This is a genomic window from Streptomyces sp. NPDC046261, from assembly GCF_040646235.1.
Classification (GTDB): domain Bacteria; phylum Actinomycetota; class Actinomycetes; order Streptomycetales; family Streptomycetaceae; genus Streptomyces.
Window position 1 is genome coordinate 305,197 of record NZ_JBEYZU010000001.1, and the last position, 15,843, is coordinate 321,039.

General features: G+C 73.8%; 15 protein-coding genes. 10 read left to right on the forward strand and 5 right to left on the reverse strand.

The features are described 5' to 3' along the window. Positions 1-59 precede the first annotated feature (59 nt). Positions 60-2,180 (reverse strand): alpha/beta fold hydrolase, encoded by a 2,121-nt coding sequence (locus ABZ956_RS01425; protein WP_361885209.1) that lies wholly within the window; start codon positions 2,178-2,180, stop codon positions 60-62. 210 nt (positions 2,181-2,390) lie between these two features. Here ABZ956_RS01425 and ABZ956_RS01430 point away from each other — a divergent pair, with 210 nt between their 5' ends. The 8 genes from ABZ956_RS01430 to ABZ956_RS01465 all read left to right on the forward strand — a co-directional run bounded on the left by ABZ956_RS01430 (position 2,391) and on the right by ABZ956_RS01465 (position 10,533). Next, on the forward strand, positions 2,391-2,585 hold the full coding sequence (locus tag ABZ956_RS01430) for a hypothetical protein (protein ID WP_071964353.1): 195 nt from the start codon (positions 2,391-2,393) through the stop codon (positions 2,583-2,585). 90 nt (positions 2,586-2,675) lie between these two features. Then, positions 2,676-3,581, forward strand: a complete 906-nt coding sequence (gene mshB, locus ABZ956_RS01435; RefSeq protein WP_361885211.1) for an N-acetyl-1-D-myo-inositol-2-amino-2-deoxy-alpha-D-glucopyranoside deacetylase — start codon at positions 2,676-2,678, stop codon at positions 3,579-3,581. Between the two features lie 17 nt (positions 3,582-3,598). Next, complete coding sequence (locus tag ABZ956_RS01440; protein WP_361886618.1) at positions 3,599-3,991, forward strand: DUF6113 family protein; 393 nt, start codon at positions 3,599-3,601, stop codon at positions 3,989-3,991. Between the two features lie 346 nt (positions 3,992-4,337). Continuing rightward, entirely contained in the window at positions 4,338-6,689 is a 2,352-nt protein-coding gene (locus tag ABZ956_RS01445; RefSeq protein WP_361885213.1) for a hypothetical protein, read from the forward strand. Between the two features lie 171 nt (positions 6,690-6,860). Further along, complete coding sequence (locus ABZ956_RS01450; RefSeq protein ID WP_361885215.1) at positions 6,861-7,817, forward strand: ABC transporter ATP-binding protein; 957 nt, start codon at positions 6,861-6,863, stop codon at positions 7,815-7,817. Continuing rightward, on the forward strand, positions 7,814-8,554 hold the full coding sequence (locus ABZ956_RS01455; RefSeq protein ID WP_361885217.1) for an ABC transporter permease: 741 nt from the start codon (positions 7,814-7,816) through the stop codon (positions 8,552-8,554). Before ABZ956_RS01450 ends, ABZ956_RS01455 begins: the two co-directional genes overlap by 4 nt. Positions 8,555-8,691: 137 nt before the next feature. Further along, positions 8,692-9,870 (forward strand): sensor histidine kinase, encoded by a 1,179-nt coding sequence (locus ABZ956_RS01460; RefSeq protein ID WP_361886621.1) that lies wholly within the window; start codon positions 8,692-8,694, stop codon positions 9,868-9,870. A gap of 9 nt (positions 9,871-9,879) precedes the next feature. Beyond that, positions 9,880-10,533 carry a response regulator transcription factor gene (locus tag ABZ956_RS01465; protein WP_361885219.1) on the forward strand — a complete coding sequence of 218 codons (654 nt, stop codon included), beginning with the start codon at positions 9,880-9,882 and terminating at the stop codon, positions 10,531-10,533. 13 nt (positions 10,534-10,546) lie between these two features. On the opposite strand, the gene ABZ956_RS01470 is transcribed toward ABZ956_RS01465, so the two are convergent. Both ABZ956_RS01470 and ABZ956_RS01475 read right to left on the reverse strand, forming a co-directional pair. Further along, complete coding sequence (locus ABZ956_RS01470) at positions 10,547-11,386, reverse strand: transglutaminase-like domain-containing protein (protein ID WP_361885221.1); 840 nt, start codon at positions 11,384-11,386, stop codon at positions 10,547-10,549. A 69-nt stretch (positions 11,387-11,455) separates the two neighbouring features. Next, positions 11,456-12,487, reverse strand: a complete 1,032-nt coding sequence (locus ABZ956_RS01475; protein WP_361885223.1) for a GNAT family N-acetyltransferase — start codon at positions 12,485-12,487, stop codon at positions 11,456-11,458. 114 nt (positions 12,488-12,601) lie between these two features. On the opposite strand from ABZ956_RS01475, the gene fdxA reads away from it, so the two are divergent. Further along, entirely contained in the window at positions 12,602-12,925 is a 324-nt protein-coding gene (gene fdxA, locus ABZ956_RS01480) for a ferredoxin (protein ID WP_361885225.1), read from the forward strand. 92 nt (positions 12,926-13,017) lie between these two features. After that, positions 13,018-14,115 carry a succinyldiaminopimelate transaminase gene (gene dapC / locus ABZ956_RS01485; RefSeq protein WP_361885226.1) on the forward strand — a complete coding sequence of 366 codons (1,098 nt, stop codon included), beginning with the start codon at positions 13,018-13,020 and terminating at the stop codon, positions 14,113-14,115. Between the two features lie 79 nt (positions 14,116-14,194). Here dapC and ABZ956_RS01490 read toward each other — a convergent pair whose 3' ends face one another. Together ABZ956_RS01490 and ABZ956_RS01495 are read right to left on the reverse strand one after the other, a co-directional pair. Next, the gene (locus ABZ956_RS01490; protein WP_361885227.1) at positions 14,195-14,596 is read right to left on the reverse strand and encodes an ATP-binding protein; all 402 of its coding nucleotides are present in this window, start codon (positions 14,594-14,596) and stop codon (positions 14,195-14,197) included. 290 nt (positions 14,597-14,886) lie between these two features. Beyond that, positions 14,887-15,819, reverse strand: coding sequence for a hypothetical protein (locus ABZ956_RS01495; protein ID WP_361885229.1), 933 nt, complete (start codon positions 15,817-15,819; stop codon positions 14,887-14,889). Between the last annotated feature and the right edge of the window lie 24 nt (positions 15,820-15,843).

The window sequence follows — 15,843 nt, forward strand, 5'->3', positions numbered from 1 at the left end:
TGCTTGACAGTCCGTCAAGCACGCCGCGCGTCCGACCACCCCAACGGGGGCCGCGGGAATCAGACCATGCCCAAGGAACGCTTGAGGAAGTCGACTTGGAGCAGCAGCAGGTTCTCCGCGACCTCCTCCTGCGGGGTCATGTGTGTGACCCCCGACAGCGGCAGCACCTCGTGCGGACGGCCCGCCGCCAGCAGCGCCGACGACAGCCGCAGGGTGTGGGCGGCGACCACGTTGTCGTCCGCCAGCCCGTGAACGATCATCAGCGGACGGGTTTGCTCCGCGGGCGACGACAGACCGGCGTCGGTGACGAGCGAGTTGCGGGCGTACACCTCCGGACGTTCCTGGGGCATCCCCAGATAACGCTCGGTGTAGTGGGTGTCGTACAGCCGCCAGTCGGTGACCGGGGCGCCCGCGACGGCCGCGTGGAAGACGTCCGGGCGGCGCAGCACGGCCAGGGCCGCCAGATAGCCGCCGTAGGACCAGCCGCGGATGGCGACCCGGCCCAGATCCAGCGGGTGGTCCTCGGCCAGCGCCAGCAGCGCCTCCACCTGGTCGTCCAGCGTGACGCCCGCGAAGTCCTCGTGGACGGCCTTCTCCCAGGCGGGCGAGGTGTGCGGGGTGCCCCGGCCGTCGGCGACGACCACGGCGAAGCCCTGGTCGGCGAACCACTGCGACGTCAGATGGGCGTTGTGCGCGGCGGCCACGCGCTGCCCGTGCGGCCCGCCGTAGGGGTCCATGAGCACCGGCAGCGGCCCGTCGCCGGCGCGGTGGCCGGTCGGCAGCAGCACCGCGCAGGGGATGCCGCGCGCGCCGGCCCGGGTCAGCCGCGCGCGGGAGGCGAGCACGGGCGTCTCCGCGTACGAGGGCACGTCGGCGATCGGCTTGCCGTCGCGCAGCACCCGCACCCGGGTGCCGGCGGTGTCCAGCGACGCCGACGCCATCACCGTCACCTCGCCCGAGCGGACCGCCGAATGGCGCCCCGATGCGTCCGAAAGCCGCTCGACGCCCAGCTCGTTGACGCGGTAGACGTGCGCCTGGCCGGTCTCCGGGTCCACCGCCTCGGGCCCCGCGGCCGCGGCGATCAGCACGTCGCCCTCCGCGACGTCCAGCACCGACAGCACGTGCAGCTGCGGCCCCGTCAGTGCCCGGTCGCCCACCACCAGCACACGGGCCCCACCCTCGTCCGCGATGCGTACGAGCCGTCCGTCGGGCGTCCACGCCGGCACCCCGTCGAAAAGTTCCAGCCACTTCGGATCCTCGTCCGCGTGCAGGACGCGTGTGGCCCCCGTCGCGGTGTCGACACCGAGGTACGCCTGGGAGCGCTGATCGCGCGACTGCACCAGCAGCACCGGCGGGCCGTCCGCCGACCAGTGCACGCGCGCGAGATAGGGGTGGCGCTCGCGGTCCCACTCGATGTCGGTCCGCGTACCGTCCAGGCCCAGCAGGGCCAGCGACACCGTGGCGTTGGGCGTGCCGGCCGCCGGGTAGGCGACCTCCGCGGGCGCGGCGGCGGGGTGGGCCGGGTCGGCGATCCACCAGCGCTGTACCGGCGCGTCGTCGGCGCGGGCGGCCAGCAGCGCGTCGCTGTCCGGCGACCACCAGAAGCCGCGCAGCCGGTGCATCTCCTCGGCGGCGACGAACTCGGCCAGGCCCCAGGTGGTGGTGGAGTTCTCCGGTTCGGCCAGCGCCCGGTCGGCGCCGCCCTCGGCCGCCACGACGCGCAGGGCACCGCCCGCCACGTACGCCACATGGCGGCCGTCGGGCGAGGGCCTGGGGTCGGCGACCGGCCCCGGGACGGGCAGTTCGCGGGCGGTGCCACTGCGCAGCTCCGCCACCCACAGGCGCCCGGAGAGCGCGAAAGCGGCCAACTCCACGGCGCCGTCCACCGCGTAGCCCACGACGCCCGCCGAGCCCTCCCGGCTGCGCTCACGGCGCGCCCGCTCCTCGGCGGACAGCTCCTCGTCGGCACCGCCCAGCAGGACCACGGGATCGGCCGCCGGGTACTCCCGGCCCGTGTCGAGATCGAGCACCCACAGGACGTTCGCCCGGTCGGTGCCGGTGCGCGAGCGCAGGAAGACGACGCGCGAGCCGTCGGGCGACACGCCGAAGGAGCGGGGCGCGCCGAGGGAGAAACGCTGGGTGCGGGCGTGCTGCCGAGGGAACGAGAGCTGTCCGGTCATGCGGGGAGCCTACGGGCCTTACCACCGGGTTCACCCAAGACGGCGAGAACTCGCCGTGCGCCCCGTGTTTGCCCCCGTGCACCGAGTCATGCGCACGCACGGAAAGTTATGATCGCTCGCGCATAGTGGGTATGACTCCCTGGCGTCGTATGCCTGTCCGGGCATTCGTATGCCGTCCTTCCGACCGCACGTTCCTGGAGGTGAGCCGCTGTGGCACTTTCGATTTCGGCGGTGGTGCTGCTGGCGATCATCGTCTTCCTGCTGGTCCGGAAGTCCGGGTTGAAAGCCGGCCACGCCGTGGTCTGCGTGCTGCTGGGCTTCTACCTGGCGAGCTCCACCGTCGCCCCGACGCTCAACCAGCTGAGCAACAGCGTGGCGAGCATGATCAACAACATCAAGTTCTGATCGCACCGCGTCTGTCGCGATCTGTCGCGGTGACAGGGGCGCCGCCCGGGTGGCGCCCCGGCGGGCCTGTACGGCTCGTAGGCTGTTCCCATGACCGACCGTTCCCTCCTGCCCGGCCGCCGGCTGCTCCTGGTGCACGCGCACCCGGACGACGAATCGATCAACAACGGCGCGACCATGGCCAAGTACGCCGCCGAGGGTGCTCACGTCACGCTCGTGACCTGCACCCTGGGTGAGGAGGGCGAGGTGATCCCGCCCGAACTGGAGCATCTCGCCGCGGACCGGGACAACACCCTCGGTGCCCACCGCCTCGGCGAACTCGCCGCCGCGATGAGGGAGCTGGGCGTCACCGACCACCGCCTCCTCGGCGGCCCCGGGCGCTACCGCGACTCCGGCATGATGGGCGCCCCGCAGAACGACCGCCCCGAGTGCTTCTGGCGCGCCGACGTGGACGAGGCCGCCGCGTACCTCGTTGAGGTGATTCGCCAGGTACGCCCCCAGGTCCTCGTCACGTACGACCCGAGCGGCGGCTACGGCCACCCCGACCACATCCAGGCGCACCGCGTCGCCATGCGGGCCGTGGAGCTCGCCGCCGAGCCGGCGTTCCGCCGCGACCTCGGCGATCCGTACGAGGTCGCGAAGGTCTACTGGAACTGCGTGCCGCGCTCGGTGCTCGAAGAGGGCTTCGCACGGCTGCGCGAGGCCGGCCGGGAGGGGGACGTCTTCCCGGGCGTCGCCTCGCCCGACGACGTCCCCGGCGTCGTGCCCGACGAGGAGGTCACCGCGGCGGTCGACGCCTCCGCCTACCTGCCCGCGAAGGCCGCCGCCATGCGGGCCCATGCCACGCAGATCGCCGTGGACGGCCCGTTCTTCGCGCTCTCCAACGAGCTGGGGCAACCCCTGTTCCCCACCGAGTACTACACACTCGTCCGCGGCCGGCCCGGCGCCGACCTCGAGGACGACCTCTTCGCGGGCGTGACGGGAGCGGACGCGTGAACGGCGATGTGAACGGCATGGGCGGCGGCCTGCTGAAGCTGCCCGGAGCCGGGCGCCTGTGCGCGTACGCCGGACTGGCCGCCCTCGGCTTCCTCACCGGGATCGCCGGATCGCTCGTACAAGGCGGCTGGTTCCCCGGCGGGTTGCTGCTGGCCCTGCTCGCCCTCGCCGGGCTCTGCTACGGCGCCGTCCTGCTCACCCGCCGCAGAGCCGGCGGCGCGGCCGCCGGCGCGGGATGGCTGATCGCGGCGCTCGTCCTGGCCGCCAACCGGCCGGAAGGAGACTTCCTCTTTCAGGCCGGAATCGGTTCATATGCCTTCCTGCTGGGCGGAATGGCCGTGGCTGTGATCTGCGCCACGGTTCCGAAAGTGCCGCAACCGGACGGCCCGTCGGCCCGACTTGGCAAGTGACGTGACGATTTCTACCTGACTGCTCTCCACCGGCCGGGGGAGTGAAGCAGCGGTCGTCGAGTACGGGCCCGTGGTGCCCAGTATGGTGGTGCGCGCCGCCGAGCCTCCCCTGGCCTCCGGCAATGGGCGACCCCGAGCGAGGTCAAACGAGGGCGGCGAAGAGTAACCGGGAGAACCTGCTTTGAGCCGTGCATCTGACAGTTCGTCCTCCGGGCCCCAGGGGCGCGGCGGTGCCGCCTACCCTTCGGGCACCCCGCCGTACGGGACCGCCTCCGGCGAGGAACCGACCGGATCTGCCGCTTCCGCGCCATCCGCCAAGCCGGGTGAGCCGAAGACCGAGACCACGATGACGACGCGGATCCGCATCAACATCCCGGGCTCGCGACCCATCCCACCGGTCGTCCTGCGCACGCCCGTCGGTGACGAGGCGCCGGCCGCCGAAGCGGCCCCCGCGCCCGCCCCGGGCGGCGGCGCGGCCCTCGAGCGCAGGGAGAGCCTCCCGACGCGCCCCAAGCAGGACCGCAAGGCCGCCGCCGCGCCGGGTCCGGACGCGGCTCAGGCCGACGGATCGGGCTCGGGCGACAAGACCAGCGACTGGTTCGCGCCGCGCAAGACCACCCCGGCCGCACCGCCCGCCGCGGGCGCCGCGCGCCGGCAGGCCGCGCAGGCCCCGGGCGGCGGCAAGCAGCCGCCGCTGCCGCGCCGCGGCGCCGCGGGCCGGGCCACCGGCCAGCGTCCGCCGGCGCACGGCGCCCCGGCGGGCACCGGCGCGGGCCCCTGGCCGGGCGACGCGGCGACGACGGGAGCGGTGCCGCAGGCGTCCGCGCCCCCGGCTCCCGGTGCCCCCGCCGCGCACGGCGCCGCGCCCTGGCCGGGCAGTGCCCCGGCCGCGCCCGTCGACGACTGGCCGGGCAACGACCCCTCCACCACGGCCGCGACGCCGTGGCCGGGCGACGGCTCCACGACCGGTGCCATGCAGCACCCGGCGCCGGGTGCCGCCACCGACGGCGCCGCCCCGTGGCCGGGCGACCCGCAGACCACGGGCACCACGCCCTGGCCGGGCGACGCCTCCACGACCGGTGCCATGCAGCAGCCGCCCGCGCCCGGCGGTTCCGCCGCGAACGGCGCGGGTCCCTGGCCGGGCGGTGCCCCGGCCGCGCCCGCCGACGACTGGCCGGGCGGCTCCTCCACCACGGCCGCCACCCCGTGGCCGGGTGGCGAGGCGCCGGCCGGCGGCAGCACGCGGCGGCAGGCAGACCCCGCGCCGTGGCCCGGCAGCCCCGCCGCGTCCGGCGGCGCGCCGCAGGCCCGCGCCACCACCACGCAGCAGTTCTCCGCGCCCACCGTCGGGGCCACCATCGGGGGCGTTCCCGCCGGCGGCGCCGCCTTCGCGGGCGCTCGTACGGACACCCCGCGCGAGGGCTTCCCGGCCGTCCCGGGCGCCGGGCAGGGCTCCGGCGGCCCCGCGGCGCAGGGCAACGCCCCCGCCAAGGGCAAGAAGAAGCGCGGCCCCAAGGCGCCCGCGTCCGCTTCCGGTGCCCAGCAGGCCGGCGAGACGCTGGTCAGCGGCGTGCCGCCGGTGCCGCAGGCCGCCGGCAAGGGCGCCCCTGCCGCCAAGGGCCCCGTGGACAGCGGCGCGCCCCGGGTGCCCGTGCCGAAGCCGAAGCCGGCCCCTGTGGGCGGCGCGTCCGCGGCGGCGCCGGGGGCCCCGGCGAAGACCGCCCCGAAGGCCGCCGCCAAGAGCGCGCCCAAGAAGAAGGGCCGCTCCAAGCTCGTCCTCCTCGGCGGCGGACTCGTCGCGCTGGTCGGTCTCGCGTACGGCGCCGGGCTGCTGCTCGACCACGCCGACGTGCCGAACGGCACCACCGTCCTCGGCGTCGACATCGGCGGCAAGTCCAAGGACCAGGCCGTCCAGACCCTCGACTCCGCCCTGGCCGGCCGCACCGGAGCGCCGCTGAAGGTCACCATCGGCGGCAAGACGGCCGACCTCAAGCCGTCCGTGGCCGGCCTGTCGATCGACACCCAGGCCACCGTGCGTGCCGCCGCCGGCCGGGACTACAACCCCGTCACCGTCCTCAGCTCGCTCATCGGCGGCAGCCGCACGGCCGAGCCCACCGTGATCGCGGACGAGGAGAAGATCGCCGCCGCGCTCAAGACGCTGGCCGGCGAGACGGGCACGGCGAAGGAAGGCACCATCAAGTTCGAGCCGGGCAAGGCCGTGCCCGCCTACGGTCAGCCCTACCAGGGCGTGGACGTGGACGGTTCGGTCAAGGCGGTCTCCCAGGCGTTCCGCGAGCGGGCGGCCACCGGGCAGAACAAGCCCATCACGCTGCAGACCTCCGCCCAGCAGCCGAAGGTGCCCAACGCCGAGGTCGACCGGATGATGAAGGATTTCGCCACGCCCGCGATGTCCGGCCTCGTCACGATCCAGACCGATCCGGCGCACAAGATCCAGTTCGGTCCGGACCGCTCGCTGCCGAAGATCCTTTCCGTCAAGGAGGTCAACGGCAAGCTCGTCGAGAACTACGACCTGGAAGCGCTCAAGGAGCTCTACGGGAACGCCTTCAACGGCGTCCTCATCCAGCGCGGCAACGGCAGCAAGACGCCCGTCCAGCCGACGGACGTCGCGAGCGCCCTCGGCAAGGCGCTGCGGGGCAAGACCCCGGCCGAGCGGATCGGCACGATCCCGCTGGGCTGAGCGGATCCCGCTGGGGCCGGCCGCTTTCCGGCCGCCCGACGGCGTACCGAGCCCCCGTGCCGCACCCGGCACGGGGGCTCACTTTTGTCAGCGCACCCATGACATCTGTCATCGCGGGTTCACGACGGCTGACACTGCCCGGGGCGGCGCCGGGCCGCGATGATTTTCTCCATGACCACTACAGCAACCGCGTTCACGGGGAACGGACGTCGCACCGGCGCACCCGTGGTCAGCTTCGAGAACGTCAGCAAGAGCTACGGCGCCGTGCGGGCCGTGGCCGACCTGGACCTCGCCCTCTTCCCGGGCGAGACCGTCGCCCTCCTGGGGCCGAACGGGGCGGGCAAGTCCTCGACGCTCGATCTGCTGCTGGGTCTGCGCACTCCCGACGCGGGGCGGGTGGAGGTCTTCGGCACGACGCCGCAGGAGGCCATCGCGCGGGGCAGGGTCGGCGCGATGCTGCAGTCCGGCGGGCTGATGGGGGAGGTGAAGGTCCGTGAGCTGGTCAAGCTCGCCTGCGACCTGCATCCCCGGGCCTTCCCGGTGGATCAGGTGCTGGCGGCCGCCGACCTCACCGGCATCGCCGACCGCAAGGTCGACAAGCTCTCCGGGGGCCAGGCGCAGCGGGTGCGGTTCGCGCTCGCGACGGCCGGCGCCAACGACCTCATCGTGCTGGACGAGCCGACCACCGGCATGGACGTCACGGCCCGTCAGGCGTTCTGGGGCGTGATGCGCGAGCAGGCCCGCCAGGGCCGGGCGATCCTCTTCGCCACGCACTACCTCGAAGAGGCCGACGCCGTCGCGGACCGGGTGATCGTGCTGCGCGGCGGCCGGCTGCTCGCGGACGGCTCGGCCGCCGAGATCAAGGCGAAGGCCGGGGCCCGGCGCATCGTCTTCGACCTGGAAGGGCCCGTCGGCGAGGCCGCGCTGCGCGAACTGCCGTTCCTGTCCTCCCTGGAGATATCCGGCCGCACGGTCCGCATCCAGTCGCACGACGCGGACGCGACCGTGCACGCCCTCTACGGACTGGGCTTCTACCCGCGCAACCTCGAGGTCGCCGGCCTGGGCCTGGAGCAGGCGTTCATCGCCCTCAACGACGCTGCGACCGCCGAGGAGGCGGCTTCCCTGTGAACACCCTGATCAAGCTGGAAATCACGCGCACCCTGCGCAACAAGAAGTTCATGTTTTTCTCCGTGCTCTACCCGGCGGCGCTCTATCTGCTGATAGCGGGCGGCGCGAGCACCACGGAGATCGTCGAGGGCACCCACCTGACCCTCCCGTTGCTGATGATGGTCTCCATGGCCTCCTTCGGCGCCATCACCGCCGTCCTCGTCGGCAACAGCGAGAAGATCGCCAAGGAGCGGGAGAAGGGCTGGGTGCGCCAGCTGAGGCTCACCGCGCTGCCGGGCCGCGGCTATGTGGCGGCCAAGGTCGCCTCGGCCGCCGTGGTCTCCCTGCCCTCGATCCTCGTCGTGTTCGCGGTCGCCGCCGCCGTCAAGGGCGTACGGCTCGACGCCTGGCAGTGGTGCGCGCTCACCGGCGCGATCTGGGCGGGCAGCATCGTCTTCGCCGCACTCGGCGTGGCCATCGGCTACCTCGCCACGGGCGACGCCGTACGGCCCCTCACGATGATCATCTACTTCGGGCTGTCGGTGCTGGGCGGCCTGTGGATGCCCACCGCCACCTTCCCGCAGTGGCTGCGGAACATAGCCGAGTGGGTGCCCACCCACGCCTACGCCGCCCTCGGCCAGGCCATCGAGCGGGGCGACGCGCCGCAGCTGAAGGACGTCACCCTCCTCGTCGCCTATCTTGTGCTCTTCGCGGGCGGGGCCGCCTGGCTCTACCGCAAGGACACCCGCGAGGCCTGAGCGAAGAAGCCGGGCGAAGAAGCCGAGCGAAGAAGAGGGAGTGGGCGGCCGTGGCCGGACATGAGCGGCGCGGGAAGCTGTGGCGCGTGGTCATGGAGACCGAGGACGAGCCGTCCGACAACGGCGCCACCATCGGGATGCGCCCGGAGTCCCGAAAGCAGATGGTGATCAAGCTGCTGTGGATCTCCATCTGGTTCGCCTACCTGGCGGCGCCCGCCGAGGACGTCCTCGGCGACCACCACGGCCGTCTCGCCGACGTCCTCGGCGCCGTGGGCCTGGCGGCCTTCGTGGGCGCCTACCTCGCGCTGGTCTTCCGGCACACCTCCCGGGCCCTGGAGCGGTCCGGGGTGCTGGCCTGGCTGGGCGTGCTGCTGTCGCTCGCGCTCGTGCTGTCCCTGACGCTCGGGCCGGACTGGCTCGTGCTCTTCGTCTTCGTCGGCATCTCCTGTGGAGCGGTCCTGCCGGCGAAGCTCGCTCGCGTCGCGATTCCACTGGTCACGGGGGTACTGGTGGCCGTCGGCGCGGGCATGCCGGGATCAGTGGGCGCGCTCATGGGCGCCCTGCTGATCCCGGCTCTCCTCGGCGGCTTCGCGATGGTGGGGGTGCGGCAGATGGCCCTGACGACCCGTGCGCTGCGCGAGGCGCGGGCGACGGTGGCTCACCTCGCCGCGAACGAGGAGCGGTTGCGGCTCGCCCGCGACCTGCACGATCTGCTGGGGCACTCCCTCTCGCTCATCACGCTCAAGAGCGAGCTCGCCGGGCGGATGCTGCCGGACAAGCCCGAGCAGGCGGCCCAGCAGGTCGCGGACATCGAGCGGGTGAGCCGGCAGGCCCTGGTGGACGTCCGGGAGGCGGTGAGCGGCTTTCGCCGCCCCACCCTCGAGGCCGAGCTGGCCGGGGCACGCACCGCGCTGGCCGCGGCCGGCATCGCCGTCGACCTCCCCCGCTCGCCGGACCATCCCGACCTGCCGCCCGACGAGGAGGGCGCGCTGGCCTGGGCGCTGCGGGAGGCGGTGACCAACGTGGTGCGGCACAGCGGGGCCCGGCGCTGCGAGGTGACGCTCACCGAGTCGGGGGACGAGCTGTGCCTGACCGTCACCGACAACGGCCGGGGGCCCGGCGGTTCGCCCGGCAACGGCCTGACCGGTCTCGCCGAGCGGCTGGCGCTCGCCGACGGCCGGCTGGAGACCGGCCAGGCGCCGCGCGGCGGATTCCTGCTGCGGGCCCACGTCCCGCTCTCACGCCCCGTCACGGAGGCGGGGACGGGGGACGGGGGTGGGGCGGCAGGCGTGAGGGCGCGGCCCGCCGGCGCCTAGTCTGTCGCTGTGACTGCAGCTCAGCCCGCGACGCCCGATGACACCCACGACCGACCCGCCATCCGGGTCCTCCTCGCCGAGGACCAGTCGATGGTCCGCGAAGCGCTGGCCGCGCTCCTGGGACTGGAGGAGGACATCGAGGTCGTCGTCCAGGTGGCCCGGGGCGACGAGGTCCTGGACGCGGCCCGCCGGACCCCGGTCGACGTGGCGCTGCTGGACATCGAGATGCCCGGGATGACCGGGCTCGACGCCGCGGCCCTGCTGCGGCGCGAGCTGCCGGGGCTCAAGGTCGTCATCCTGACCACGTTCGGCCGGCCGGGCTATCTGCGCCGGGCCATGGAGTCCGGCGCGGACGCCTTCCTGGTCAAGGACGCACCGGCCGCGCGCCTGGCGGACGCGCTGCGCCGGGTGCTGCGCGGCGAGCGCGTCATCGACCCGACGCTGGCGGCGGCCGCGCTCGCCGAGGGGGCGAACCCCCTCACCGACCGCGAGCGTGCCGTCCTGACCGCCTCCGCCGACGGCTCCACCAACGCCGAACTGGCCGCGGCCCTCCACCTCTCCCACGGCACGGTGCGCAACTACCTCTCCACCGCCATCCAGAAGACCGGTGCCCGCAACCGCGCCGAAGCGGTCCGCATCGCCCGCGACAAGGGCTGGCTCTGAGGGCCGGGCCGGCTCAGTTGAGCATGGCCCGCGCGGCGAGCGCCTGGTGGCGCACGGACTCCGCCGCCGTCGGCTCCAGCGGGGCGATCACGTCCGCGTACTCCTCGAGCTCCCGGGCGCCCCGGGCGAAGTCGCCCCGCTCCACCAGGAGCTCGGCCCGCTCGTAGCGCAGCCGGGCGGGGTGGGTGGGCAGCAGGAGGGAGAGCTCCACGGCCCAGAGCTGGACGTCGCTGCGCTCGGGGCGGGCCGCGGCCCAGGCCCGGATGTTGTTCAGCACGCGCAGCACGATCTCCAGCGGCTCGGCCGGGGAGAACATCGACGGCGACAGCGGTGCCCCGGTCGCGCCCGCGACCAGCAGGCCCGCGTCCTCCTCGGACAGGGTCCGGCCCCCGTCGAAGGGGTCGGCCAGCGCGTGCTGCCCGTACGGGTCGCCGAAGCCGACGACGAAGTGCCCGGGCAGCGCCACCCCGTACACGGGCGCGCCCGCCCGCCGGGCGACCTCCATCCACACCACGGACAGCAGGATCGGCAGGCCGCGCCGGCGCGTGAGCACCTCGTGCAGCAGCGAGGACTCCAGCCGCCGGTAGTCCGCCGGCGAGCCGTGGAAGCCGCAGCGCTCGCCGAGGAGCTCCCCGAGGGCCTCCGCCCAGCGCCGGGGCTCCCCGTGCCGGCCCAGCGCGGGCAGCAGTCCGGCCAGCCGGTCCAGCTCCATCTGCGCGGCGTCGATCGCCTTCTCCGGCAGCCCCGCCTCCGCCTCGGCGGAGATCAACAGGCACAGCAGCGCCAGGTCCGGCCGTTCGTCCCGGGCCGTCTCCGCGAACCGCCGCCGTCGGTCAGTGGTGTCGTCGTACATGCGTGCCTCGTACCCCTCAAGGCGATGGTGCAGCCACCGCCACTGTCCATGGTGCGACCGCGAGCGTGGCTAGCGCAGCGGCCGGCAGCGGTAGTGGTAGGCGTGGTGGGTGGTGAAGCCCAGCTCGTCGTAGAGGCCGGCGGCGGCGTCGTTGCCGGTCTCCACCTGCAGATACGCCGCCGAGGCGCCCTCGCTCAGCGCCTGCCGCGCCAGGGCGGCCATCACCCGGGTGCCCAGCCCCTGCCGTCGCCGGTTCGGGCTCACGTCCAGCGCGGCGAAGCCCGCCCACCGGCCGTCGATCACACAGCGCGCTATGGCCGCCGGCGGGGCCTGGGCATCCGGTGCCGGCTCGCCGGGCGCCGCCTCCTGCGGCACGGTCGCGAACCAGACCGAGGGACCCGCGGTCAGTACGGCCAGCGCGTCGGCGGGGTCGGCGCCCGTGCGCCCGTACGCCGCCAGCCACGCCTCGTCCGGCTCGCGGGAGAGCAGCACCGGGGCGGTGCCCGCGTCCCGGTCGGCGATCGGCGCCAGGGCCGCCGTGCGCATGAGGGCATGGCGCTCGGCGGTCCAGCCGCGGGCCGCCAGCTCCGCGTCGAGCCGCTCGTCCGCCGCCGGGTCCGCCGTGGTGATCTGCACCCGGGCGGGCAGCCCCCGGGCGGCGTACCAGTTGGTCACCCGGTCCAGCGCCGCCGGCAGTGCGAGCCCGCAATCGCCCAGGGGGAGCACCGAGTTGGCGCGGGCGGTGAAGCCGCCCGCGGCCCGCAGCGTCCAGCCGCCCAGCCGCTCGCTCTCGCGCGCGGGCCAGCCGCGGGCCGCGATCTCCTGGAGCTCCCGGCGGGTCGCCGCCGGCCCGCGGCGCCGGACCGGCTCCATCGGGATGATCTTGCCGGCGACGAGGGTGTCCTCGGCGATCTCGACGGTTTCACCATCGCGGCGTGTGATCCGCAGCACACCGGCGGTCCAGGAGGTGAGCATGCCGACGGTGTCGGTGAAACGCTCGGGGGAACTCCCGGAGTCGTTCAGACGCCGTACGGAGACCCTTTTTCCCACATCTGCCGCGGTGATCCGCACCGCCGGCCTTCCGCCCGTGGTGAATTCCACAGCTCTGCCCGCCCCTCTTGTTCGTCATGTGCCCGGGGAGGGAGATACTAGGTGTGGGCATCGACGACGCCGCGCTCCCGCGCGAGATGAGCCCTACCGAGGAGGAACGACAGCGTGACCTACGTCATCGCGCAGCCTTGTGTCGACGTGAAGGACAAGGCGTGCATCGAGGAGTGCCCCGTCGACTGCATCTACGAGGGCTCCCGGTCCTTGTACATCCACCCGGACGAATGCGTTGACTGCGGTGCCTGTGAGCCGGTCTGCCCGGTCGAGGCGATCTTCTACGAGGACGACACTCCGGGCGAGTGGAAGGACTACTACAAGGCGAACGTCGAGTTCTTCGACGAGCTCGGTTCGCCCGGTGGAGCCTCCAAGCTCGGCCTGATCGAGCGGGACCACCCCTACATCGCCGCGCTGCCGCCGAACCCCAACGGCTGAGCAGTGCCGCCGCGGCCCCGTACGGCCTCCGCCGTACGGGGCCGCGGCATTCTCCCCACCCCACTGACGCAAGAGAGCGAGCAGCGAACACCGTGAGCGCAGTCTCTTCCCGCCTCCCCGTCTTCCCCTGGGACCGGCTCGAGCCCTACAAGGCCACCGCCGCCGCCCACCCCGACGGCATCGTCGACCTCTCGGTGGGCACCCCCGTCGACCCGGTGCCGGCCGTCGTCCAGCGGGCACTGGCGGACGCGGCCGACAGCCCCGGCTATCCCACGGTGTGGGGCACGGCCGCGCTGCGGGACGCGCTCACCGGCTGGGCGGAGCGCCGCCTGGGCGCCCGTGACCTGGCGCACACCAACGTGCTGCCGATCGTCGGCTCCAAGGAGCTGGTGGCCTGGCTGCCGACCCAGCTGGGCCTCGGCGCGGGCGACAAGGTCGCCTACCCGCGGCTGGCCTACCCCACCTACGAGGTCGGCGCGCGGCTCGCGGGCGCGGAGCCGGTCGTCTACGACGACCCGACGGAGCTGGACCCCGCCGGCCTGAAGCTGCTGTGGCTGAACTCGCCGTCCAACCCGACGGGCCGGGTGCTGTCCCAGGAGGAGCTGCGCCGCGCGGTCGCCTGGGCGCGCGAGCACGGCGTGCTGGTCTTCAGCGACGAGTGCTACCTGGAGCTGGGCTGGGAGGCCGACCCGGTCTCGGTGCTGCACCCGGACGTCTGCGGCGGCTCCTACGAGGGCATCGTCGCCGTCCACTCGCTCTCCAAGCGCTCCAACCTGGCCGGCTACCGCGCCGCCTTCCTCGCCGGTGACGCCGCCGTCCTCGGCGAGCTGCTGCAGATCCGCAAGCACGGCGGCATGATGGTCGCCGCCCCCGTCCAGGCCGCCACCGTCGCCGCCCTGGGCGACACCGCCCACGTCAGCGAGCAGCGGGCCCGCTACGCCGCCCGCCGGGCCGCGCTGCGCGCCGCCTTCGAGGGGGTGGGGTTCCGGATCGAGCACAGCGAGGCGTCGCTGTACCTGTGGGCCACGCGTGACGAACCGTGCTGGGACACGGTCGGCGATCTGTCCAAGCGCGGCATCCTGGTCGCCCCGGGCGACTTCTACGGCCCGGCCGGCGGGCGATTCGTCCGGATCGCCTTCACCGCGACCGACGAGCGTGTCGAGGCCGCGGTCCGCCGTCTGGCCGAGTAGCGTCTACGTCCGCGCGTACGCGAACAGGGGGCCCGGGACGGTACGTCCCGGGCCCCCTGCTGTTGCTCCATGGCGTGGTTCAGCCGAGGGGAAGACCCTTGGTCGGCAGCGCCTGGGTGGGCAGGCCGCCCTTGGTGACGCCCTGCGCGGTGCTGCCCGCGGCCTGGCCGAGGCCGCCCGCGACCTGGCCCGTGGCCTTCTGCACGGCCGGGATCTGCTCCTTGCTGGCCTTGCCGACGGTGCTGGTGGTGGTGCTGACGGCCTTGCCGCCGACGCCCGTCGCCGTGCTCCCGGCCTGCTGGGAGGCCGAGTCGATGTTGTTGCCCAGGTTCGCGCTGTCCACCGCGCTCAGCCCGCCGAGGTCGGGGGCCTTGACCAGGTCCGCGGCGCTCGCAGAGCCGGCCGCCGCACCGACGATGGGAGCCGCCGCCGCGACGAGCAGGGCGGCCCGGGCGATCCGACGCGTGAGGGGGAGGGACATGTTGCTCCTTTGACGGAGTGGAGAGATCGGTTGCTGTCCGGCGAGCGGACGCTGTGACTACCGCGTGAGCCCGTCGAAGGTTGCGGTGAACCAAGGTAAAGAGTGAGTAATGCGTCGCATTATCGGCTCCGTGGAAACCACGGCAAACCGGGCAGGTTGTCAATCAATGCGGAAGGCTTAAAAGCCTTTAGTCACAAGGCTGTCGGGGGTGAGTCGAGAACGCGTGCGGATGGCCGGGAAGGCGACAACTCCCGTATGCGGAACGTACTCCCGGGGAGGGGCTTCTCGTACTACTGAGCGGTCGTGATTCTTACCGCTGCCTGCCCCTTACCGGCCGCTTCGTCCTCCGATTCGCGCCAGCCGGCCGCCGAATTCCTCGCCGTCCACACCCGGTCGCCGAAGGAAACGCGCTCCACGCGCAGTTCCGCCGCGTGCGCCACCGCCCAGGACGCCAGCTCCCAGCCGCGCCGCCCCGGCCCGTCCTCCTGCGCGGACGCCGGAACGGGCTGCACCGGCACGACCAGCGTGCGGCCGCCGGCCCCGCCCGCGCCGGTCCCGCCCACGGGGCCGGCCGCCACCGCCGGCAGCACTCCCGCCCCGAATTCCCGCGTCAGCTTGGCCCGCAGCGCCGACACGTCACCGGGCCTGCCGTCGCCGGGGCTGCGCGTACAGCTGAAGGCGGCCGGCACGCGGCCCGTGAGCGCCGAGGACAGCAGCGAGGCGTCCGGCTCGTGCTTGGCGTACGCCTGCGGGAAACCGCTGCGCTGCACCTTCTGCGCCGCCACCGTCAGCGGCAGCCGCGAATAACCCCGCACCTGCACCAGATGGTCGTAGAACTTCCCGGCCGCGTACACCGGGTCCGTGATCTGCCCGGCCGTGCCCCAGCCCTGGGTCGGCCGCTGCTGGAACAGCCCCAGCGAATCGCGGTCCCCGTGATGGATGTTGCGCAGCCCCGACTCCTGCATCGCCGTCGCCAGCGCGATCGTCACCGCCCGCTCCGGCAGCCCGCGCGAGGACCCCACCGCCGAGATCGTCGCCGCGTTCACGGCCTGCTCGGGGGAGAGGGAGTACGACTCCCCGTCGGCCCGCACCGTGCAGCGCGGCGCCCCCGTACCGCCCGTCGCCCACTGGGCGATCACGTATCCGACCGTCGCCAGCAGCACGGCGCAGGCGGTCACGGTACGCATCAGTCGGCCACGGCGAGTGACGGTGATCCCGGACATGCGGGCCACGTTACTTCAGAGAGC